General features: G+C 39.6%; 10 protein-coding genes, 1 tRNA gene and 2 pseudogenes. 5 read left to right on the top strand and 8 right to left on the bottom strand.

The window, feature by feature from the left end; genetic code table 11:
- Positions 1 to 50: 50 nt before the first annotated feature.
- From PVV66_RS03830 to groES, 3 genes and pseudogenes are all read right to left on the bottom strand, one after another.
- Positions 51 to 510 (bottom strand): annotated as a pseudogene (locus tag PVV66_RS03830) (integrase arm-type DNA-binding domain-containing protein); the annotation flags it as partial.
- A 337-nt stretch (positions 511 to 847) separates the two neighbouring features.
- Positions 848 to 2,491, bottom strand: coding sequence for a chaperonin GroEL (gene groL, locus PVV66_RS03825; protein ID WP_273718916.1), 1,644 nt, complete (start codon positions 2,489 to 2,491; stop codon positions 848 to 850).
- Between the two features lie 60 nt (positions 2,492 to 2,551).
- Complete coding sequence (gene groES, locus PVV66_RS03820) at positions 2,552 to 2,848, bottom strand: co-chaperone GroES (RefSeq protein ID WP_005774667.1); 297 nt, start codon at positions 2,846 to 2,848, stop codon at positions 2,552 to 2,554.
- 232 nt (positions 2,849 to 3,080) lie between these two features.
- Here groES and fumC point away from each other — a divergent pair, with 232 nt between their 5' ends.
- Positions 3,081 to 4,469: a class II fumarate hydratase gene (gene fumC, locus PVV66_RS03815; protein WP_273718915.1), complete on the top strand. Its 1,389-nt coding sequence runs from the start codon at positions 3,081 to 3,083 to the stop codon at positions 4,467 to 4,469.
- Between the two features lie 390 nt (positions 4,470 to 4,859).
- On the opposite strand, the pseudogene PVV66_RS03810 reads toward fumC, so the two are convergent.
- A pseudogene (locus PVV66_RS03810) lies at positions 4,860 to 5,629 on the bottom strand (Arm DNA-binding domain-containing protein); the annotation flags it as partial.
- 1,086 nt (positions 5,630 to 6,715) lie between these two features.
- On the opposite strand from PVV66_RS03810, the gene PVV66_RS03805 reads away from it, so the two are divergent.
- Entirely contained in the window at positions 6,716 to 7,609 is an 894-nt protein-coding gene (locus PVV66_RS03805; protein WP_273718914.1) for an outer membrane protein, read from the top strand.
- 2,614 nt (positions 7,610 to 10,223) lie between these two features.
- Here the strand turns inward: PVV66_RS03805 and PVV66_RS03795 are convergent.
- Positions 10,224 to 10,308 (bottom strand) — tRNA-Leu (locus PVV66_RS03795).
- A 194-nt stretch (positions 10,309 to 10,502) separates the two neighbouring features.
- Here PVV66_RS03795 and PVV66_RS03790 point away from each other — a divergent pair.
- The 3 genes from PVV66_RS03790 to PVV66_RS03780 all read left to right on the top strand — a co-directional run bounded on the left by PVV66_RS03790 (position 10,503) and on the right by PVV66_RS03780 (position 12,770).
- A complete protein-coding gene (locus PVV66_RS03790) occupies positions 10,503 to 11,108 on the top strand; it encodes a YqaA family protein (protein ID WP_273718913.1) in 606 nt (201 codons plus the stop codon).
- 12 nt (positions 11,109 to 11,120) lie between these two features.
- Complete coding sequence (locus PVV66_RS03785) at positions 11,121 to 11,690, top strand: disulfide bond formation protein B (RefSeq protein WP_273718912.1); 570 nt, start codon at positions 11,121 to 11,123, stop codon at positions 11,688 to 11,690.
- 549 nt (positions 11,691 to 12,239) lie between these two features.
- Entirely contained in the window at positions 12,240 to 12,770 is a 531-nt protein-coding gene (locus PVV66_RS03780) for a type II toxin-antitoxin system PemK/MazF family toxin (RefSeq protein ID WP_273718911.1), read from the top strand.
- A gap of 1,594 nt (positions 12,771 to 14,364) precedes the next feature.
- On the opposite strand, the gene PVV66_RS03775 is transcribed toward PVV66_RS03780, so the two are convergent.
- The 3 genes from PVV66_RS03775 to PVV66_RS03765 form a co-directional block, all read right to left on the bottom strand.
- Entirely contained in the window at positions 14,365 to 14,574 is a 210-nt protein-coding gene (locus PVV66_RS03775) for a hypothetical protein (protein ID WP_273718910.1), read from the bottom strand.
- Between the two features lie 287 nt (positions 14,575 to 14,861).
- The gene (locus tag PVV66_RS03770) at positions 14,862 to 15,179 is read right to left on the bottom strand and encodes a hypothetical protein (protein ID WP_273718909.1); all 318 of its coding nucleotides are present in this window, start codon (positions 15,177 to 15,179) and stop codon (positions 14,862 to 14,864) included.
- Positions 15,151 to 15,504, bottom strand: coding sequence for a hypothetical protein (locus PVV66_RS03765; protein ID WP_273718908.1), 354 nt, complete (start codon positions 15,502 to 15,504; stop codon positions 15,151 to 15,153). The genes PVV66_RS03770 and PVV66_RS03765 overlap by 29 nt, the downstream gene beginning before the upstream one ends.
- Positions 15,505 to 16,409: the final 905 nt, after the last annotated feature.

Here is a 16,409-nt window from a genome sequence, read left to right as displayed (position 1 = left end):
AATAAAAATTGCAGTGCGGGCTGCAATCATTGTCCGTATTGGATGCCTCATGCAGCCGCATGTTTGAGACAAGGATTAAGGCATATAAGTGCTTTTTCTGCTGTTCCTGCTTTTGTATGCCAAATAGGAGCAAGGGTATTTCGTATCTCTGTTTGTGTAATCTTTGAAACGGGTAAACAGCCTAGTTTAGGGAGAATATGAAGGCGTAAAGGTGAAAACCATTTACCATTTTGACCATCACCTTTTAATTCGGCTTTACGGCTTTCAAAAGCATCCATGACAATATCTTTTAAATAATGAAGATGGCGCATTGCCTCACGCTTTTGTTTATTGCGTTCTTGAATAGGATCACGCCCCTCACGAAAACCGAACGCCATTGATTTGCACATTCACGGGCTTTTTTAAAGAAAAGTTTCGCAACGCACCCAATCCCATTTCACAACGGCGCCCGTGAAGGGTATAACGATAAAGCCATTAAGCACCACCATCTTTACGTTTATGAAGAAGCAAGTCAGCACCATCATACTATTTGCCAACCCGTGGGTGTTGCCGACAGATCTTGGCACTTAAGACGCTTCATAAGAGCCATTTTTACTCCTTTCTTATATAAATTTGATTCACACACTCATCCCGCTTGTGATGTGCAAATGAGTGGTTTTGATTAATTCAACATAAACAGCTTTGAAATGAGAGAAACTTGCGTTATTCGAGGGGCTAATTCAATATAAATAACGATAGATTATCATTATAAATCAATGTGTTATCTAGAACAAGAAGAAGAAAAGAAAGAGACAAAAAAAAACGGGCCGCAAAGACCCGTTTCTTTATTCTCTCTAGGGAACAGAGCTTAGAAATCCATTCCGCCCATTCCGCCCATTCCACCAGCTGGCATTGGAGGCATTGGAGCATCTTTCTTTGGCATTTCAGCAACCATTGCTTCTGTTGTGATCAGAAGGCTTGCAATTGAAGCCGCATTCTGAAGCGCAGAACGCACCACCTTCACAGGATCAACAATTCCCAAAGCAATCAAATCACCAAATTCACCGGTTGCGGTGTTGTAACCATAATTGTCAGCATTATTTTCCAACACCTTGCCAACAATAATCGCTGCTTCTTCACCGGCATTGGTTGCAATTTGACGTGCTGGTGCTTGGAGAGCACGACGAACGATATTGATACCCGCTTCTTGGTCCGGATTGTTTCCTTTAACGGTCAACGCACTTGCTGCACGCAACAATGCGGTACCACCACCAGCAACAATACCTTCTTCCACAGCCGCCCGTGTTGCATTCAAAGCATCATCCACACGGTCTTTCTTTTCTTTCACTTCAACTTCTGTTGCACCACCCACACGGATAACAGCAACACCACCAGCGAGTTTAGCAAGTCTTTCTTGCAATTTTTCACGATCATAGTCAGAAGTTGTTTCTTCAATCTGCGCTTTAATCTGATTGACGCGTGCGGTAATTTCAGCCTTTTGTCCAGCACCATCAATAATGGTGGTGTTTTCTTTAGAAATATTCACTTTCTTTGCACGTCCAAGCATATCCAAAGTGACATTTTCAAGCTTAATGCCGACATCTTCAGAAATCACCTGTCCCGATGTTAAGATAGCGATATCCTCTAACATTGCTTTACGACGATCACCAAAGCCAGGGGCTTTTACAGCAGCAATTTTCAAACCACCGCGCAATTTGTTGACCACGAGCGTTGCCAAAGCTTCACCTTCCACATCTTCAGCAATGATAAGAAGGGGTTTGCCAGACTGCACAACCGCTTCCAAAACTGGAAGTAAGGATTGTAAATTAGACAATTTCTTTTCGTGAATGAGAATGTAAGGGTCATCAAGATCAGCAACCATTTTCTCAGCATTTGTGACGAAGTAAGGGGAAAGATAGCCACGATCAAACTGCATACCTTCCACGACTTCCAATTCCGTTTCAGCGGTTTTTGCTTCTTCTACGGTAATAACACCTTCATTGCCCACTTTTTCCATGGCATCAGCAATCATTTTACCGATTTCAGCAGCACCATTGGCAGAAATAGTTCCAACTTGCGCAATTTCTGCTGAAGTTTGGATTTTTTTAGCTTTTTTGAAAAGATTAGCCACCACTTCATCCACAGCAGCATCAATTCCGCGTTTAAGATCCATAGGGTTCATGCCCGCAGCAACGGCTTTGACACCTTCTTGTACGATAGCTTGCCCCAAAACAGTTGCCGTTGTTGTTCCATCCCCAGCAATATCATTGGTTTTAGAAGCAACTTCGCGCAACATTTGCGCACCCATATTTTCGAACTTATCTTCCAGTTCGATTTCCTTTGCCACGGATACACCATCTTTTGTGATGCGCGGCGCACCAAATGATTTATCAATTACCACATTGCGCCCTTTAGGGCCGAGTGTCACCTTAACCGCATTAGCAAGGATATCGACACCGCGCAACAAACGCTCACGCGCTTCACGGCCAAATTTGACTTCTTTAGCAGCCATTTAATTTCTCCTTGGAGTTTTTCTCAAAATAGTACACAATGAAAAATTGAGCGCTTTTAATTAGCCCATAATTCCCATAATGTCAGATTCTTTCATGATTAAGAGGTCTTCCCCATTAATCTTGACTTCAGTTCCAGACCATTTTCCAAACAAAATACGGTCTCCTGTTTTGACTTCGAGCGGCACGCGCTTTCCGTTATCGTCGAGAGCGCCATTGCCAACGGCAATAACTTCACCTTCTTGTGGTTTTTCTTTAGCTGTATCTGGAATGATAATCCCACCAGCGGTTTTATTTTCAGATTCAACCCGACGAACAACGACACGGTCGTGAAGTGGGCGGAATTGTATATTAGCCATGTTTTAAATCCTTAAAACTGAACATAATTGCATTAATCTTAGAAAGTTCTTGCTAGCACTCTTAAGTCGTGAGTGCTAACGCTGTTTAAGATATAAAATCGGCATTTCTCAATGTCAAGGATAGTCATAAAATAATTTCTCTATATAATGAAGCTTCCACGTCTTGCTTCTTCTTGCACTTTCGCGTTATCTAGCTTTTTTTAAGAACCCGTGAACAAAAAAGGATCTTATCATGGTTGAAACACGTCAGGAAACGGATAGCTTTGGAACGATTTCGGTACGCGAAGATCGTTATTGGGGTGCACAAACTGAACGTTCTCTGCATAATTTTAATATTGGCAGTGAAAAGCAGCCTCTTACCATCATTTATGCTTTAAGCCTTATCAAAAAAGCCGCCGCCCTTGTCAATATGGACAAAGGCAAACTTTCTCAAAAGATTGGAAAAGCAATTGTCACAGCTGCCGATGAAGTTCTCTCTGGTGCCTTCGATACGCATTTTCCTCTTTCTGTTTGGCAAACAGGCTCCGGGACACAAAGCAATATGAATGTCAACGAAGTGATTGCCAACCATGCCAGCATGCTTTTAGGGGGTAAACTGGGAAGCAAAAAACCCGTTCATCCGAATGACCATGTCAATATGAGTCAATCCTCCAACGATTCCTTTCCCACGGCACTTCACATTGCCACCACGCTGCAAACACGCCAACATCTCTTTCCTATTCTTGAAGCACTCATTACCACTTTCAAGAAAAAAGAAGAAGAATTTGCCGACATTATCAAAATTGGACGCACCCATACACAAGATGCAACCCCCTTAACGCTTGCACAAGAATTTTCAGGTTATCGAGTCGCCCTGGAAGCCAATCTTCATCGTATTGAAACAGCCCTTGCTGATGTTCAAATGCTTGCTCAAGGTGGAACAGCTGTGGGAACAGGACTCAACGCCCCAAAAGGTTTTGACGTTGCCTTTGCACAAACCATCAGCACCCTCACAGGAATATCCTTTAAGACGGCGCATAATAAATTTGAGGCGCTTGCTCATCATGGCGCACTTGCGCATTTCCACGGAAGCTTGAATGCTCTCGCCGCTGATCTCTTTAAAATTGCCAATGACATTCGGTTTTTAGGTTCTGGTCCACGTTCCGGCTTAGGCGAACTCAACTTGCCTGAAAATGAACCAGGCTCCTCTATTATGCCCGGCAAGGTCAACCCCACCCAGTGTGAAGCGATGACCATGGTTGCAGCCCAAGTTTTTGGTAATCATACCAGCGTAACCTTTGCTGCCAGCCAAGGACATTTTGAACTCAACGTCTATAAACCTCTTATTGGCTATAACGTTTTACAATCGATAACCCTTCTTGGTGATTGCATGCGTTCTTTTGATATGCATTGCATTCAAGGATTACGCGCCAATCGCGTTCATATTCACGCGCTCATGGAGCGCTCACTGATGTTAGTCACAGCTCTTGCTCCAGAAATTGGCTATGAAAAAGCCGCTGAAATTGCCAAGGCAGCGCATAAAAACGATACAACTTTGCGCACCGAAGCCCTCAAAGCAGGCGTTTCTGGAGAAGATTATGACCGGCTGGTTGATCCCAAAAAGATGATCGCTCCCCAATAAAGAAGCCTTGAGAGAAGATGCAAACTTCTTAAACCTTACGCATAAAAAACATCGGGGCGCCCACGCCCCGATTATGATTTCTCACAGTGTTCATTTTAGGCTCTCATCCCCATTCCAGCTCTTGTCCAAAGGAGATAATGCATTGATTAATGATACTACAAGCATTATCCAACTTGAATGAACGACCTCCCGTACGATTCTCTCATTTAAAGTCCATTTATGTTGAATCAATCAAAATCACTTGCTTGCACACCACAAGAAAGATGAGTGTGTCGCGTAAAATTGCGTAAGACAAGAAAAAATGCCTCGAATGAACTATCTTAAAAACCCGAGGGGTGGTCCACAACATTTTAGAGCAGCCCTAAATGTGTGATGGTAGCGGCTTACTCTTTTATGAAGCATAACGATGGGCGTGCTCAATAGACAAACAACTGTTGGAACAGAAAAGCGTAAAGCCAGTTGTGTTATGGTTGGTGTTTTGCAAAATATTTTATAAAAAACTGGTATATCTCTCCAATTCATTGCTAGTAAGCTTTATTTTTATAACATTGTTGCCCTAAGAGAGCGCGTGCTTTTGCTGTTTCTTGTAAATCAACCGCCACCCCTAAAGCAGCCGCATATTTGAGACAAAGATTAAGACGCATCAATGCTGTTCAAGCAGTTCCAGCTTTTGTATACCAAATAAGGGAAAGGGTATCGCGTATCTCTGTTTGTGCAATCTCTAAAACAGACAGACAGCCTAATTTAGGGAGAATATGCAGTTTTAAAGTAAAAACCAATCCCCCAAGCCATCACCTTTTTACGGCTTTCAAAAGCATCTAAAGCAATATCTTTTAAAGAGTGGAGCTTACGCATTGCTTCACGCGTTTGTTTTTCTTACGTTCTTTAATGAGGTCACAACCCCTCATACAAAACAGAACGCCACCCAGTTGCCCATTTACGGGCTTGTTTTAAAGAAACATCTCTCAAAACGCACTAAAGCCCATTTCACGACGACACCCGCGAATGGTATAACAGCCCCCATGGAAATAATATAAAATCCATTGTTTCTCCCCCCATCTTTACGCTTAAGAAGAAGCAAGCCGGAACCATCATTATATTTGCCAGCCCTAAAATGTTGCGACAGCTCTTGGCATTTGAAGACGGTTCATAAGAGCCATTTTTACTCCTTTCTTCTATAGTTTTTACCCCCACGCCAGCCCCGCTTGTGACATGCAAGCAAGTGACATTAATTGTTTCAATCTGAGAGGATTTGGAATGAAAGAATCTTACGATATTCGGAGTTTTAATTTAATATGCATAGCGGTAAACTATCATTATAAATCAATGTTTTGTAAAAAGCCCCCCGAAAGGTTTTGACCTTAAGCTTTCTATCTTTCCTAAAAACAATCCGCGCCCTCACAGGGATTATGCTTGGATAGCGCACAATAAATTTGAAGCCCATCATGGCACTCTCATCCATTTCCCAAAACGCCTAAATACCTTAGCCACTGCTCTCTTTAAAATGATCAATGACAGTCAGCCTAAAGGCTCCAATCCACATTCCAACTGAGGCAAACGAGAAGAATAGTTTATCATTTTACATGAATAAAAAATCTCATGGAAAAATACTCTCCCCCTTTCCCCTTTTTATTCTTCGTATGGCACCTTGTTATTTTTCATTTCAACCCTTTTTATTCTTCATATACCCCTTTCTTATTTTTCATATTCCATTGAATCAATCCAAACGATGCACTTACATCATCACAAGAAAGCGTGGCATATCAATAAAAAACAATTGAAAAAAGTTGCTCTTCTTCTCAATTCCCCAAGACTATCGGCATACAAGAGGAGTCAACAATATTGAACAAAGAATATGAGGGGCCACCATGCACTTTTTTAATACGAAGTACATTTATATTAAGCATAAAGATAATAATCATTATGTATAATGCATTTATCGTTAAACAATAAAAAGTATTTTCGTATCTACAAAATGATATTTTTTAAAACAAGCTAAAACATTATTTATTACACCATAATGTTTTCTAAAACACAGAGAACACTAAAGAAATATATCCAAAAAAATCCTAAAAATTAAGTCTTACAAGGGGAAAAGACAAACTAAACATTGTTTTAAAAAGCCTAATGATGAAAATTTATGGATTTTAGAGTATTTTATTTTTCCATAATGATATTAAATATAGATTTTTTTAACCAATTCATGCATAATACATTATGTAATTGAAATAAATTGGGGACGTTTTATGAATACAAAATGTTTAATTGCACTATCTCTTTTCACTTTCATGACCGCTTCAACAGCGCAAGCAGCCGATACGGTAATCGTTAAACAATCACAACCGAATGTTTCAGCGCCAAGTGATTTATCACCAAGAATCTCACCGGTTATTGTTTCAGCACCTTTTTCTTGGTCTGGTTTTTATTTTGGCGGACAAATTGGACATCTTTTCAGTAAAAGCACTTTAAATTACGCACCAGAAGCGCGAGACGGAAAATGGGCTTGGGTCGATAGAGATTTATCACCAAAACCAACAGGATTTGTTGCCGGTTTTTATGTAGGTTCTAATATTGATCTAGGAAATAACCTTGTTGTCAGTTTTGATACGGATATGATCTGGTCTGGGAGAAAAGACACCCAAACGAACAGAGGAAAGAAAATTCTCGATGAATTAGACTCTATTAATGCTTCCTTTCACGAAGCTGGGATTCCTATTATAAAACCAGCCGCTCAGGATGAAACGATCCCCGACTATAATGATATTGTTGTGAGCAGTGTAACATTGAAAGAAAAGTGGGCTGGTGCTGCCCGCGCGCGTATTGGTTTTGCTTCCCATCGTCTTATGCCTTATATTGCAGGGGGTGTCGCCTACACAAAGATGCAATATATCCTATCACTTTTAGCAAAATCGCAAGAGGATTCGACAGTCGTCTTTGCTTCTGGCGATGTATTCGATAAAACAAAAACAATGATTGGTTACACTGTTGGTGGTGGCTTTGATCTTGCCATGACAGATGACATTATCATGCGTACAGAATATCGTTATACAGATTTTTTTAAACAGAAATTTGCAAATGATGAACTTAAAATAAGCAACCAAACGCATAATTTTCGCCTTGGCATCGCTTATAAATTCTAATGTCTTGTAGAAAAAATGAAACGTTTAAAAAACCCTGCTAAAAACAGGGTTTTTTAATGCCTCGCTTCCCCCTTAAAAAGACGAAGTTCTTAAAAACCAGCGCTAAATTGTCACCAAAGGATCGCGAAACAATCTAGCGTCTCAACAAGTTTCTATCCTCTAATCCTTTTATAGGACGCATTTGAACGATAAACATTTGACCCGCACACCATTGGACCATTAGTGCCCTCATGAAATCAGTGAGAGCACTGATATTTCTTTAAAACAAATATGGATATTGCGCATCAAGTACAGCTGATGATGATAACGGGACAACAGCATAAAAGAGGAGCTTGTATGTGTTCATTTTTCAACCTCTTCTTCACGCCTAAAAAGGAATGCTTCTAAATCGACAAACAATCTGTTTTTTTTCAATGTCAATTCACCTCTTTTTTGCTTAAACAAGATCATAGGCTAATGAGAATTAATTTTCTCGCCACATCTCAAAGCACAAAGATTTTAAATCCCATTTACCCCCCCCTAAAACCCCATGGCAGTTTATCAAGAAATGCAACTTTTAAAAGCGTTTCCTCTTGACGTCCCATTTCATGGGGATTCACATAAACTTAAAACTATGGCAAGCCGTGAGCTGAATATTCAATACACACTGAAAAAAACACTCTTGAACGTTTCAAAAAGCTGCCTTCTCTCACCTCATCACACTTTAAATAACGACATTTTACAACTATTCTACGCCAGAGAGACGCAATGGATATTGCCGATCTTTATCGCTGTAAATTATTACACATTGATTTATAATGATAATTAATTATTTTGAATGAGAAACCTAAAATACCCGCGGATTCTCTCATTTCAAATCTGTATCTGTTGAACCCAACAATCCCGTGTCTCTCGCACGTCACAAGCAGGATGATCTCGCGTAACGTAAAATTGTACAAGAAAGGCATGCCCCTTTTGAACCGTCCTCAAGAGCCAAAGGTTGGTCTGCGACATTTTAGGATAGCCCCAAGTAGATTGATGGTGACAGCTTGCTTCTTTATAAGCGCAAAAATGGGGGGAAGCACAATAGATTTTATATTATTTCATGGAGACGCTTTACTGTATACCTTTCACGAGCACCTTCGCAAAATGGCTGTAATGTGCCTTTAAAAATATTTCTTAAAAAAAGCCCGTGAATGAGCCATTCAATAGTATTCTGTCTTGCATGAGCAAGCGTACCCAAAAAAAGACAGGTGAGAAACAAAAGCGTGCGGCAATGCGTACTCTCCATTCTTTCAAAGATATTAATTAAGATGCTTTTGGAAGCCGTAAAGCCGAATGAAAAGATGATGATAAAGATGAAAAACAGTTTGCGCCTTTACGGCTTTATATTCTCCTTACTTGACGTCCCATTTCATGGGATTCACGTAAACTTAAAACTATGGCAAGCCGTGAGCTGAATATTCAATACACACTGAAAAAACACTCTTGAACGTTTCAAAACGAGGCTGTTTATCTGTTTCAGAAATAACTCAAACAGCGATATGGAACACGCTTCCATTTGGCATATAAAAGAAGCAACAGCTCATAGAGCTCTTATCCGTCACAATGTGTGTCTTAAAACATGCTGCGCATGAGTGGTTGGATGTTGATTTAAAAGCAGCAGACACAAGCTTTTTTAGGCAAACAAAATCATAAAACCGCTAATAAATCCACTATGAATTGGAGAGATAGTCCATCTTTTTACAAAACGATTTGCTAAACAACAACCATAACAGGAATTGGCTTTACGTTTGCTTATTCTGTAACGACATGCCCTAAACGCCTTAAATGATGACGTTTTACAAAACTGTTCTATGCCAAAATAGAGCAAGGCTATTGCTAATCTCTGTTTGTGTCATTTCTAAAACGAAAAGGCAATCTCACTTGGGGAAAATATGAAGTTGTAAAAACCCAAAAACCATTTTTGAAACCCCATTTCCAAGCCCGCTCCTATCCTTCTGCTTCGGCGAGCAAAAGCCAAGAACACTCTTTTAATAAGCACGCTCTTTTAAAGAGTGGAGATTACACAGAATCTGGCGCGTTTGTTTCTCATCTGTCTTGGATCACACCCCTCACAGTATAGGAGAGCGCTCCAAACCACGCCCCCCTCAACACTTGCTCATGCACGGGCTTATTTTCAAGAAACATTAAACCCGCAAACCCATTTCGCAACAGCAGCCATGAAGAATATAAAATCTATAGAGCACCCTCTTTACACTTCATCAAAGAGCAAGCTTAAACCATCATGCACTTTGTCCCCTCCAATGATACCCCATCACATTTAATAAGATGCATGAAAAGGCACGCTTTTCTTGGACAACTTTATGCCACACAAGCGCATCCTGCTTGCAATGTGCAAGAAGACATGGTTTTGATTGATTAACGATAAACAGACTTGAAGTGAAAGAATCCTCCAGTATTCGAGGACGTTTATTCAATAAGCAAAACAGTGAAGGCTCTTTACACATCACTGATTTAAATGCCAAGATTTTATAAATCCCAATATTTTACAAATCCCAGAGGTTTATAAATCCTATGATTTTATAAATTCATGTGATGCGACACAATAAGCTAAAGGGGGATATTTATAAAGTGGTGCGGGTGGTCGGACTCGAACCGACACTCCTTTCGGAACCAGATTTTGAGTCTGGCGCGTCTACCAGTTCCACCACACCCGCACTTGTATTATAAAAGACAGACTTGTCGATTATCTCTTTGCACTATATGAAGAAGAACAGATTCGTCAACACCAGTCTTCTCATTTTTTAAGAATTTCTCTCATTTTCTTCTCTGTTTTATGGAATATTTTCTTTATCGAATTTATAACAATTTCATTTGTAAAGTTTTTACCTCTTAAATTTATAAAAATCTCATGATATTAAACAAATTAAAGCTTTGGACGATTTCTTTAGCAAATCGGCGTACAGCACCACACTGGCTTGGTTTCATTGCCTTTATTGAAAGTTCTGTTTTTCCAATACCCGTAGATGTTTTATATATCCCGCTGCTGCTTATCCGTCAAAAGCAGGTTTATCGCTATGCTTTGATTGCGACGATCTGTTCTGTTTTGGGAGGCATTGTCGGTTGGTTTATCGGACATTTTGCCTATGACACCCTTGCCAAACCCATTTTAGAATTTTACGGGAGAGTTGAAAGTTTTGAAACTCTGAAAAACAGTGCCACCCTGCAATTTCTGATTATTTTATTGATAACATCAGGTTTTTTTCATCTTCCCCCCATCAAAATTGTCACAATTTTGGCCGGTGTGATGAGTGTACGTCTTGAACTTTTCATTCTCATTTGTATTTTTTCCCGAGGTGCACGTTTTTATCTTCTCGCGTGGCTGATTAAACATTTTGGACAAAAAGCAATGAATTTTCTAAAACGACATTTCAAATGGATTATCCTCTTCGGTTTTGTGAGTCTTGTTTTGATTTATGGAATTTTCATCGTTTTTTTAAACAAGCAGCTTTTATAAGGAACAGACCCAATGGCATGTGTTTTGTCTTCCCATTCATTTTTAAAGAAGCACCTTCATCTTGAACCCAGTAGAAAAGAACAAAGTTTATGGGCTTTTTTTCTGGCTTTTTGCTTATCCGCCACAATAGGTCTTGCCCTTGGTTTTGAACATCTTGGCGGGTATCTTCCTTGCGATTTATGTCTTATCGAGCGTTTTCCCTATTACGGTGCCGTCCCATTTCTGCTCTTAGCAGGTTTTGGAGCGTGGTTTTTTCGCATGTCTTCTTGGATACAACTTTTATTTTTATGTGTTTTTGTCTTAATGAGCATCAGCCTTGTTCTCGCCATTTATCATGCCGGTGTTGAATATGGCTTTTGGGAAGCTCCTCTCAGCTGTGGTGTAAACGCCGTGCGAAAAACCACCAATATTAACCAACTGCTTAACCAATTAAACAACATTCACCCTCCTTCTTGTTCTGAAGCACCCACACGTTTTCTTTTTCTCTCATTTGCCGGTTGGAATGTTGTTGCAAGCCTATTTTTCACCCTTATGAGCCTCTATATTACTTCAAAAGGCATTCTTTCAGGCCACAAGACATAACAATCACCCGCCCCCCACGCGCACAAGAGCATACTTGCTCTTAAAAAAAGCACCACACAGCCGCACATAGGGGCTCCAACAAGCCAAAATGACACCTATAACCCCTAGAGCCCCCATGCATCCCACACACATCATCTCCAGACCACAAGACAAACCAACCGCCCCCCGCACACAAGAGCATACTTGCTCTTAAAAAAACACCACACAGCCGCACATGGGGCTCGACAAGCAAAAGACACCCATATAACCCCTAGAGCCCCCCACGCACCCCACACACATCATCTCTCCTCAAACTTCTGCTCATTTTTAACGGATAAAACAACCTTTTGTTGTAAAATATTCCTCTCTTTTCTTTTTCATGTCTTTGCTGATTTAAGGTTGTTATCCATGTTTTTCTCTCTAAAGGGAGGAGAAACAACAAAAACAACGGATATCTGTATTTTATTGTTTTGCTTCTCTGTACTTATAAGAAACATTTTGATAGAAACAGGCGTTAGAAAAGCGATCAAATAATGCGTGAGGGGACCCATAAAAATTGAATGGTCAACCATGCCTGAGGATAAAAACACAGCACCTCCCTCGCTTACTCCTTTAGATATCTGTCACCTTGAAGCCCCCCCTACTGTAATGGAACATGATCATGCTGCCTGGCGAGAACATGAGAAATTCAGGGATTTAAATGCTCCTTACACAAAACCCCCGCATATAAAACCTCGGCTCAAATCAGCCCCTCGCATTCGACAAGTTTTTTGGTGCGATTTTCCTCATGATTCGATCTTACCCGAATTCTGGAAAAAACGTCCTGTTTTAGTACTCTCTAAGAATGCAAAACTCTACGGGAATGTTACGGTTTTGCCATTTTCGACAAAATCGCAACCAAACAATCCTGCAGCTTATGCCTTACAATCTCCGATAGAACGTAAAAAAGCATGGATTATCTGCAATTATGTGACAACAGTTTCAGTAAGCCGTCTTAGTTGTTCACGGAGTGTTCCAAGGTTATCGGAGGAAGAATTTCATAAAGTTGTTGCGCTTATGCTTAAACATTTACCTCGTTTACATCATTGTTTACCCCATTGACTTTTTTAAAGAATAAGCGTATATAAATAAGCACATACGGCATCAGCAATGGTGGCCGCTTCCCTCGCAAGGGGAGATAGGAACGGAGGAGTGGGAAACCACTCCTTTCGTCATTTAAGTGCTCCCTTTTACTTAAGATATCCAACAATATCATCATCCTAATCAACGCAAAAAAAAAGAACGGTGACAAACTGAAATGAAGAAGCTTACCCGATAGGAAGGCTTATAATTTTCCCTTAATTCTCCCTTTAGAAAACGAGTTCATAATAAACAGCCGGATCTATTCTCCTTACAGGGTTGCCTATTTCCTTCGAAAAAGCAAGAGATCACTAAAATCTAATCCGAGGTCAGTGCTTTTAAAAAAAATGATAAATCACTCACAACACACAAAAGAAGCCTATTGATAATAGCCCTCACCCTCCCCGCCTTCTCCAGCAAACATCTGCTTACCATTTGTGAACTTTCGTCATATCATTTTACAGAGAGAAAGAAGGAGAGTTTTACATCTTTCTCTAACCCAAGTAGATAACCAAGTAGAAATCAGCGCACCACCCGTTTTTCTCCTTGCACAAAGAACATCATAGTTACTACCTTAAACTTCAATGCACTGCCTCATCTCTCATAGCTTTCAGTCGCGCAAATAAATTTTCAACCTTGTCTTATCTTTTTGCCTCTCAAACCCTCTTTTCACAAAAAACTTCACCTTTTGAGAATACAACCATGACAAGCAGAAAGATTCTCGATAAATGGGAACATTTCTCATAAAAGCATAAATGCTTTGATTTATAATGATAATTTACTGTTTTGTATGTTGAGTGAGAGTCTCGAATAACGTAAGATTCTCTTATTTCAAACCTGTTTATCTTGAATCAATCAAAACCACTCATTTGCACAGAACAAGTGGGATGAATGTGTGGATCAAATTTATATAAGAAAGGAGTAAAAATGGCCCTTATGAACGCTCTTAAATACAAGATCCGTCGCAACATTGGTGGCTGGCAAAGTGTGTCATGGTGCCGGCTTGCTTCTTCACAAGCAAGAAAAGCTCCCGTATATATATAGGCTCATAGACGATAAGCTTCACATCAACAAAAAAACTATGCCAAAGATTGGATTGATTGTCTTTACTGCCAAATTTCTGATGCTCTCACCGCCTCTTTTTTGCACCCCATATCAATACCTCTTTTTTACACCCCATAAAGGATAAAAAAACTTTTCTTTGCAAAAAGAGCAATTTTAATGCTCGACTTTATTTCCAAGAAACACACCCCTTTAGCGCGAGATATATTCTCTTGCCCTATCGCCAACACTTGTCATTCCCCAACATTGATCCCCATCACACCCTAAAGCATAGGCCGTTCATCACTTCCATTGAAAAGAGATAATAGACAAGAGATAAACGAGAATGTTGATCATCTGCATATCAGCAGCGTAGCATTCCATCGAGACCACGCCATGCCCTTATTTTTCTTTTCGCATTTCCCACATGATAAATCATGAGCTATCCTTTTCATATTGTGCCATAGAGAGGGTTTTGCTTTTGTGCAAATCTTTCAAGAGAAATCCTTTTCTGCTCATAGATGACAAGGTTTCTTTATGGAGAGCGCGCATGGCGTTCAGCTTTGACCTTTTCCATAAAAAAGGTAAGTTCAAACTTTAACCAAAACGACAATACACCTATTCTAAACGATTTACGCACCACCTCATTGGCATCAGGCTGCTCCAATATCGGTGTATTCGGTGCATTTACTTGAGAATTTTTTGCACTTCCACGCCCCATAAAAAAAGAAAATATTTTGATCATATTCAATTCCATAGTGATGATTCTGGATTGAACGATGCCAAAAAAAATCAAACAAAAATAGAGGGATAAGTTATGAAAACTATAGGGTAAATTTTGCTGCCCCAAAATGTCTATTTTTCTTCCTCTAAACAATCATTGAAACATTATAAATATTTTCTTATGTAAAAACAATTACTTATAATCTAGGGGAGAAAGGTAAAAACTTTCCCCAGAAAAGGAGATTATCTTCAAGATTATCAAAAAAAGCAGCACAATTTTAGTAATCTTTTTGTTTTTTTTTGATAAAATCAATTGGCAGGTGTCTTAGGAGCCCCTCCTTTAGTTTGCCAATTCGCAACACTTGAAACCTGCTCAATAACATCCTCTTTTAACTCACCAGTTTTCTTATTGCGTAAATCATATTGATCAGCATTCTGTCGCAACCATTCTGCAAGTGTTTGTTTAACAGTTTTACTTGGTGCAGCCTCGCTCACCGCTTCCCAAGCTGCAACAGCTGCAGCAAGCTTTGGAACATAGTGTGGATGCATTGGATCTTGAAACGCATATTTTTTATCCTTAGCGTCACGAGAATCATCCTCAGGAAAAAAACGCAGGGCGCAGACCACGCGATGAAAGCCATTCTTTTAAATCTTCAACGAGAACATATGAGAAATCTGCATCTATAAAATCCAAAAAATTATAGTAAGACCATTCTATCTCTAATCGATCGTCTTTTCCTGCTGAAACAATGGCATGATAAGCTGCTCGGAAATTAGCAGTACTTTCTAATGATAAAAGAAGCTTACCTTCGTAAATATCACTCTTTTCTGGTTCTATTTTGTTGACAAAACGACATCTTCCTGGATTTAATCCAGCTATTAAAAATGCTGCGTGCGGTATTGTTAGTTTTTCAGGCAGCCGCCATAAGTCCAAACCTTCATCAATGTCCATATATGCTCCATTTTTTCTGCACAACTTAATTCTTTTTTAAAACATCAAAAACGTTTGTTAATGTACAATTGGGCTCTTTCACGTTGCAACTCATCCCATACTGTATAAAAACACAGCAGCCATACACCTCCTTGTGATCTACAAGCAAATAATTTGAATTGATTCAAGATAAGAAGTTTTGAAGTAAGAGAACCCTACTGAATTTAGGGCTTTCATGCAAGATATAAGGCAAGTTACAAGGCGATAAATTGCCCTTTATAAAGCATCAATTTTCGTGCGTAATCAAACAATTGGATATGATCATATCTCTCTCATTTATGTACTCCCTTAAATCTACCCCCTGCAATCACAGCCCAAAAGATAATTTGTTAACACTGACAGATCCACCTAAATGCAAAAGCTATAACAGTGCTGAATGTGCGTAAATATCATAAGCGTACGGACTTACACCTAAGCAGGATGCAATGCGTAAAACTATCCAAATAAAATGCTATAATGAATCATGCTAAAAGCTGTCGTAACATTAGGAGCAAAGGGGTATGAGAGTGCCGGCTTGCTCTTTTATGAAGCTTGAAAGTGAGAAGACTCAATAATGTTTATATTATTTCATGGGGGCTTTACCACTCTCCCCTTCTATATTCTTCACCTATACGCTTCACGAGCACTCTCGCAAAATAAGCTTTTGTTACTTGAAAAAAGTCTCTTAAAAAAAATGATCTCAAAGTGCAAAAGTTGTTATAGCCTTTTGAACGCATCAAATAAATGATGACGCTGATCTCTTTCTTTCCCTATATTCTTCAAGCATCAAGTACACATGAGAATGCGCCATTGAAAACTCTCTTTTAGCAAAATTGAGCAAAATAAAGCATATTTTCTCTCAAGGTTTTCACACAGCCCCTCTCAAA

It is taken from the genome of Bartonella sp. AU16XJBT (assembly GCF_028618665.1).
GTDB lineage: Bacteria > Pseudomonadota > Alphaproteobacteria > Rhizobiales > Rhizobiaceae > Bartonella.
This window is presented reverse-complemented; position numbering and strand designations above follow the sequence as displayed.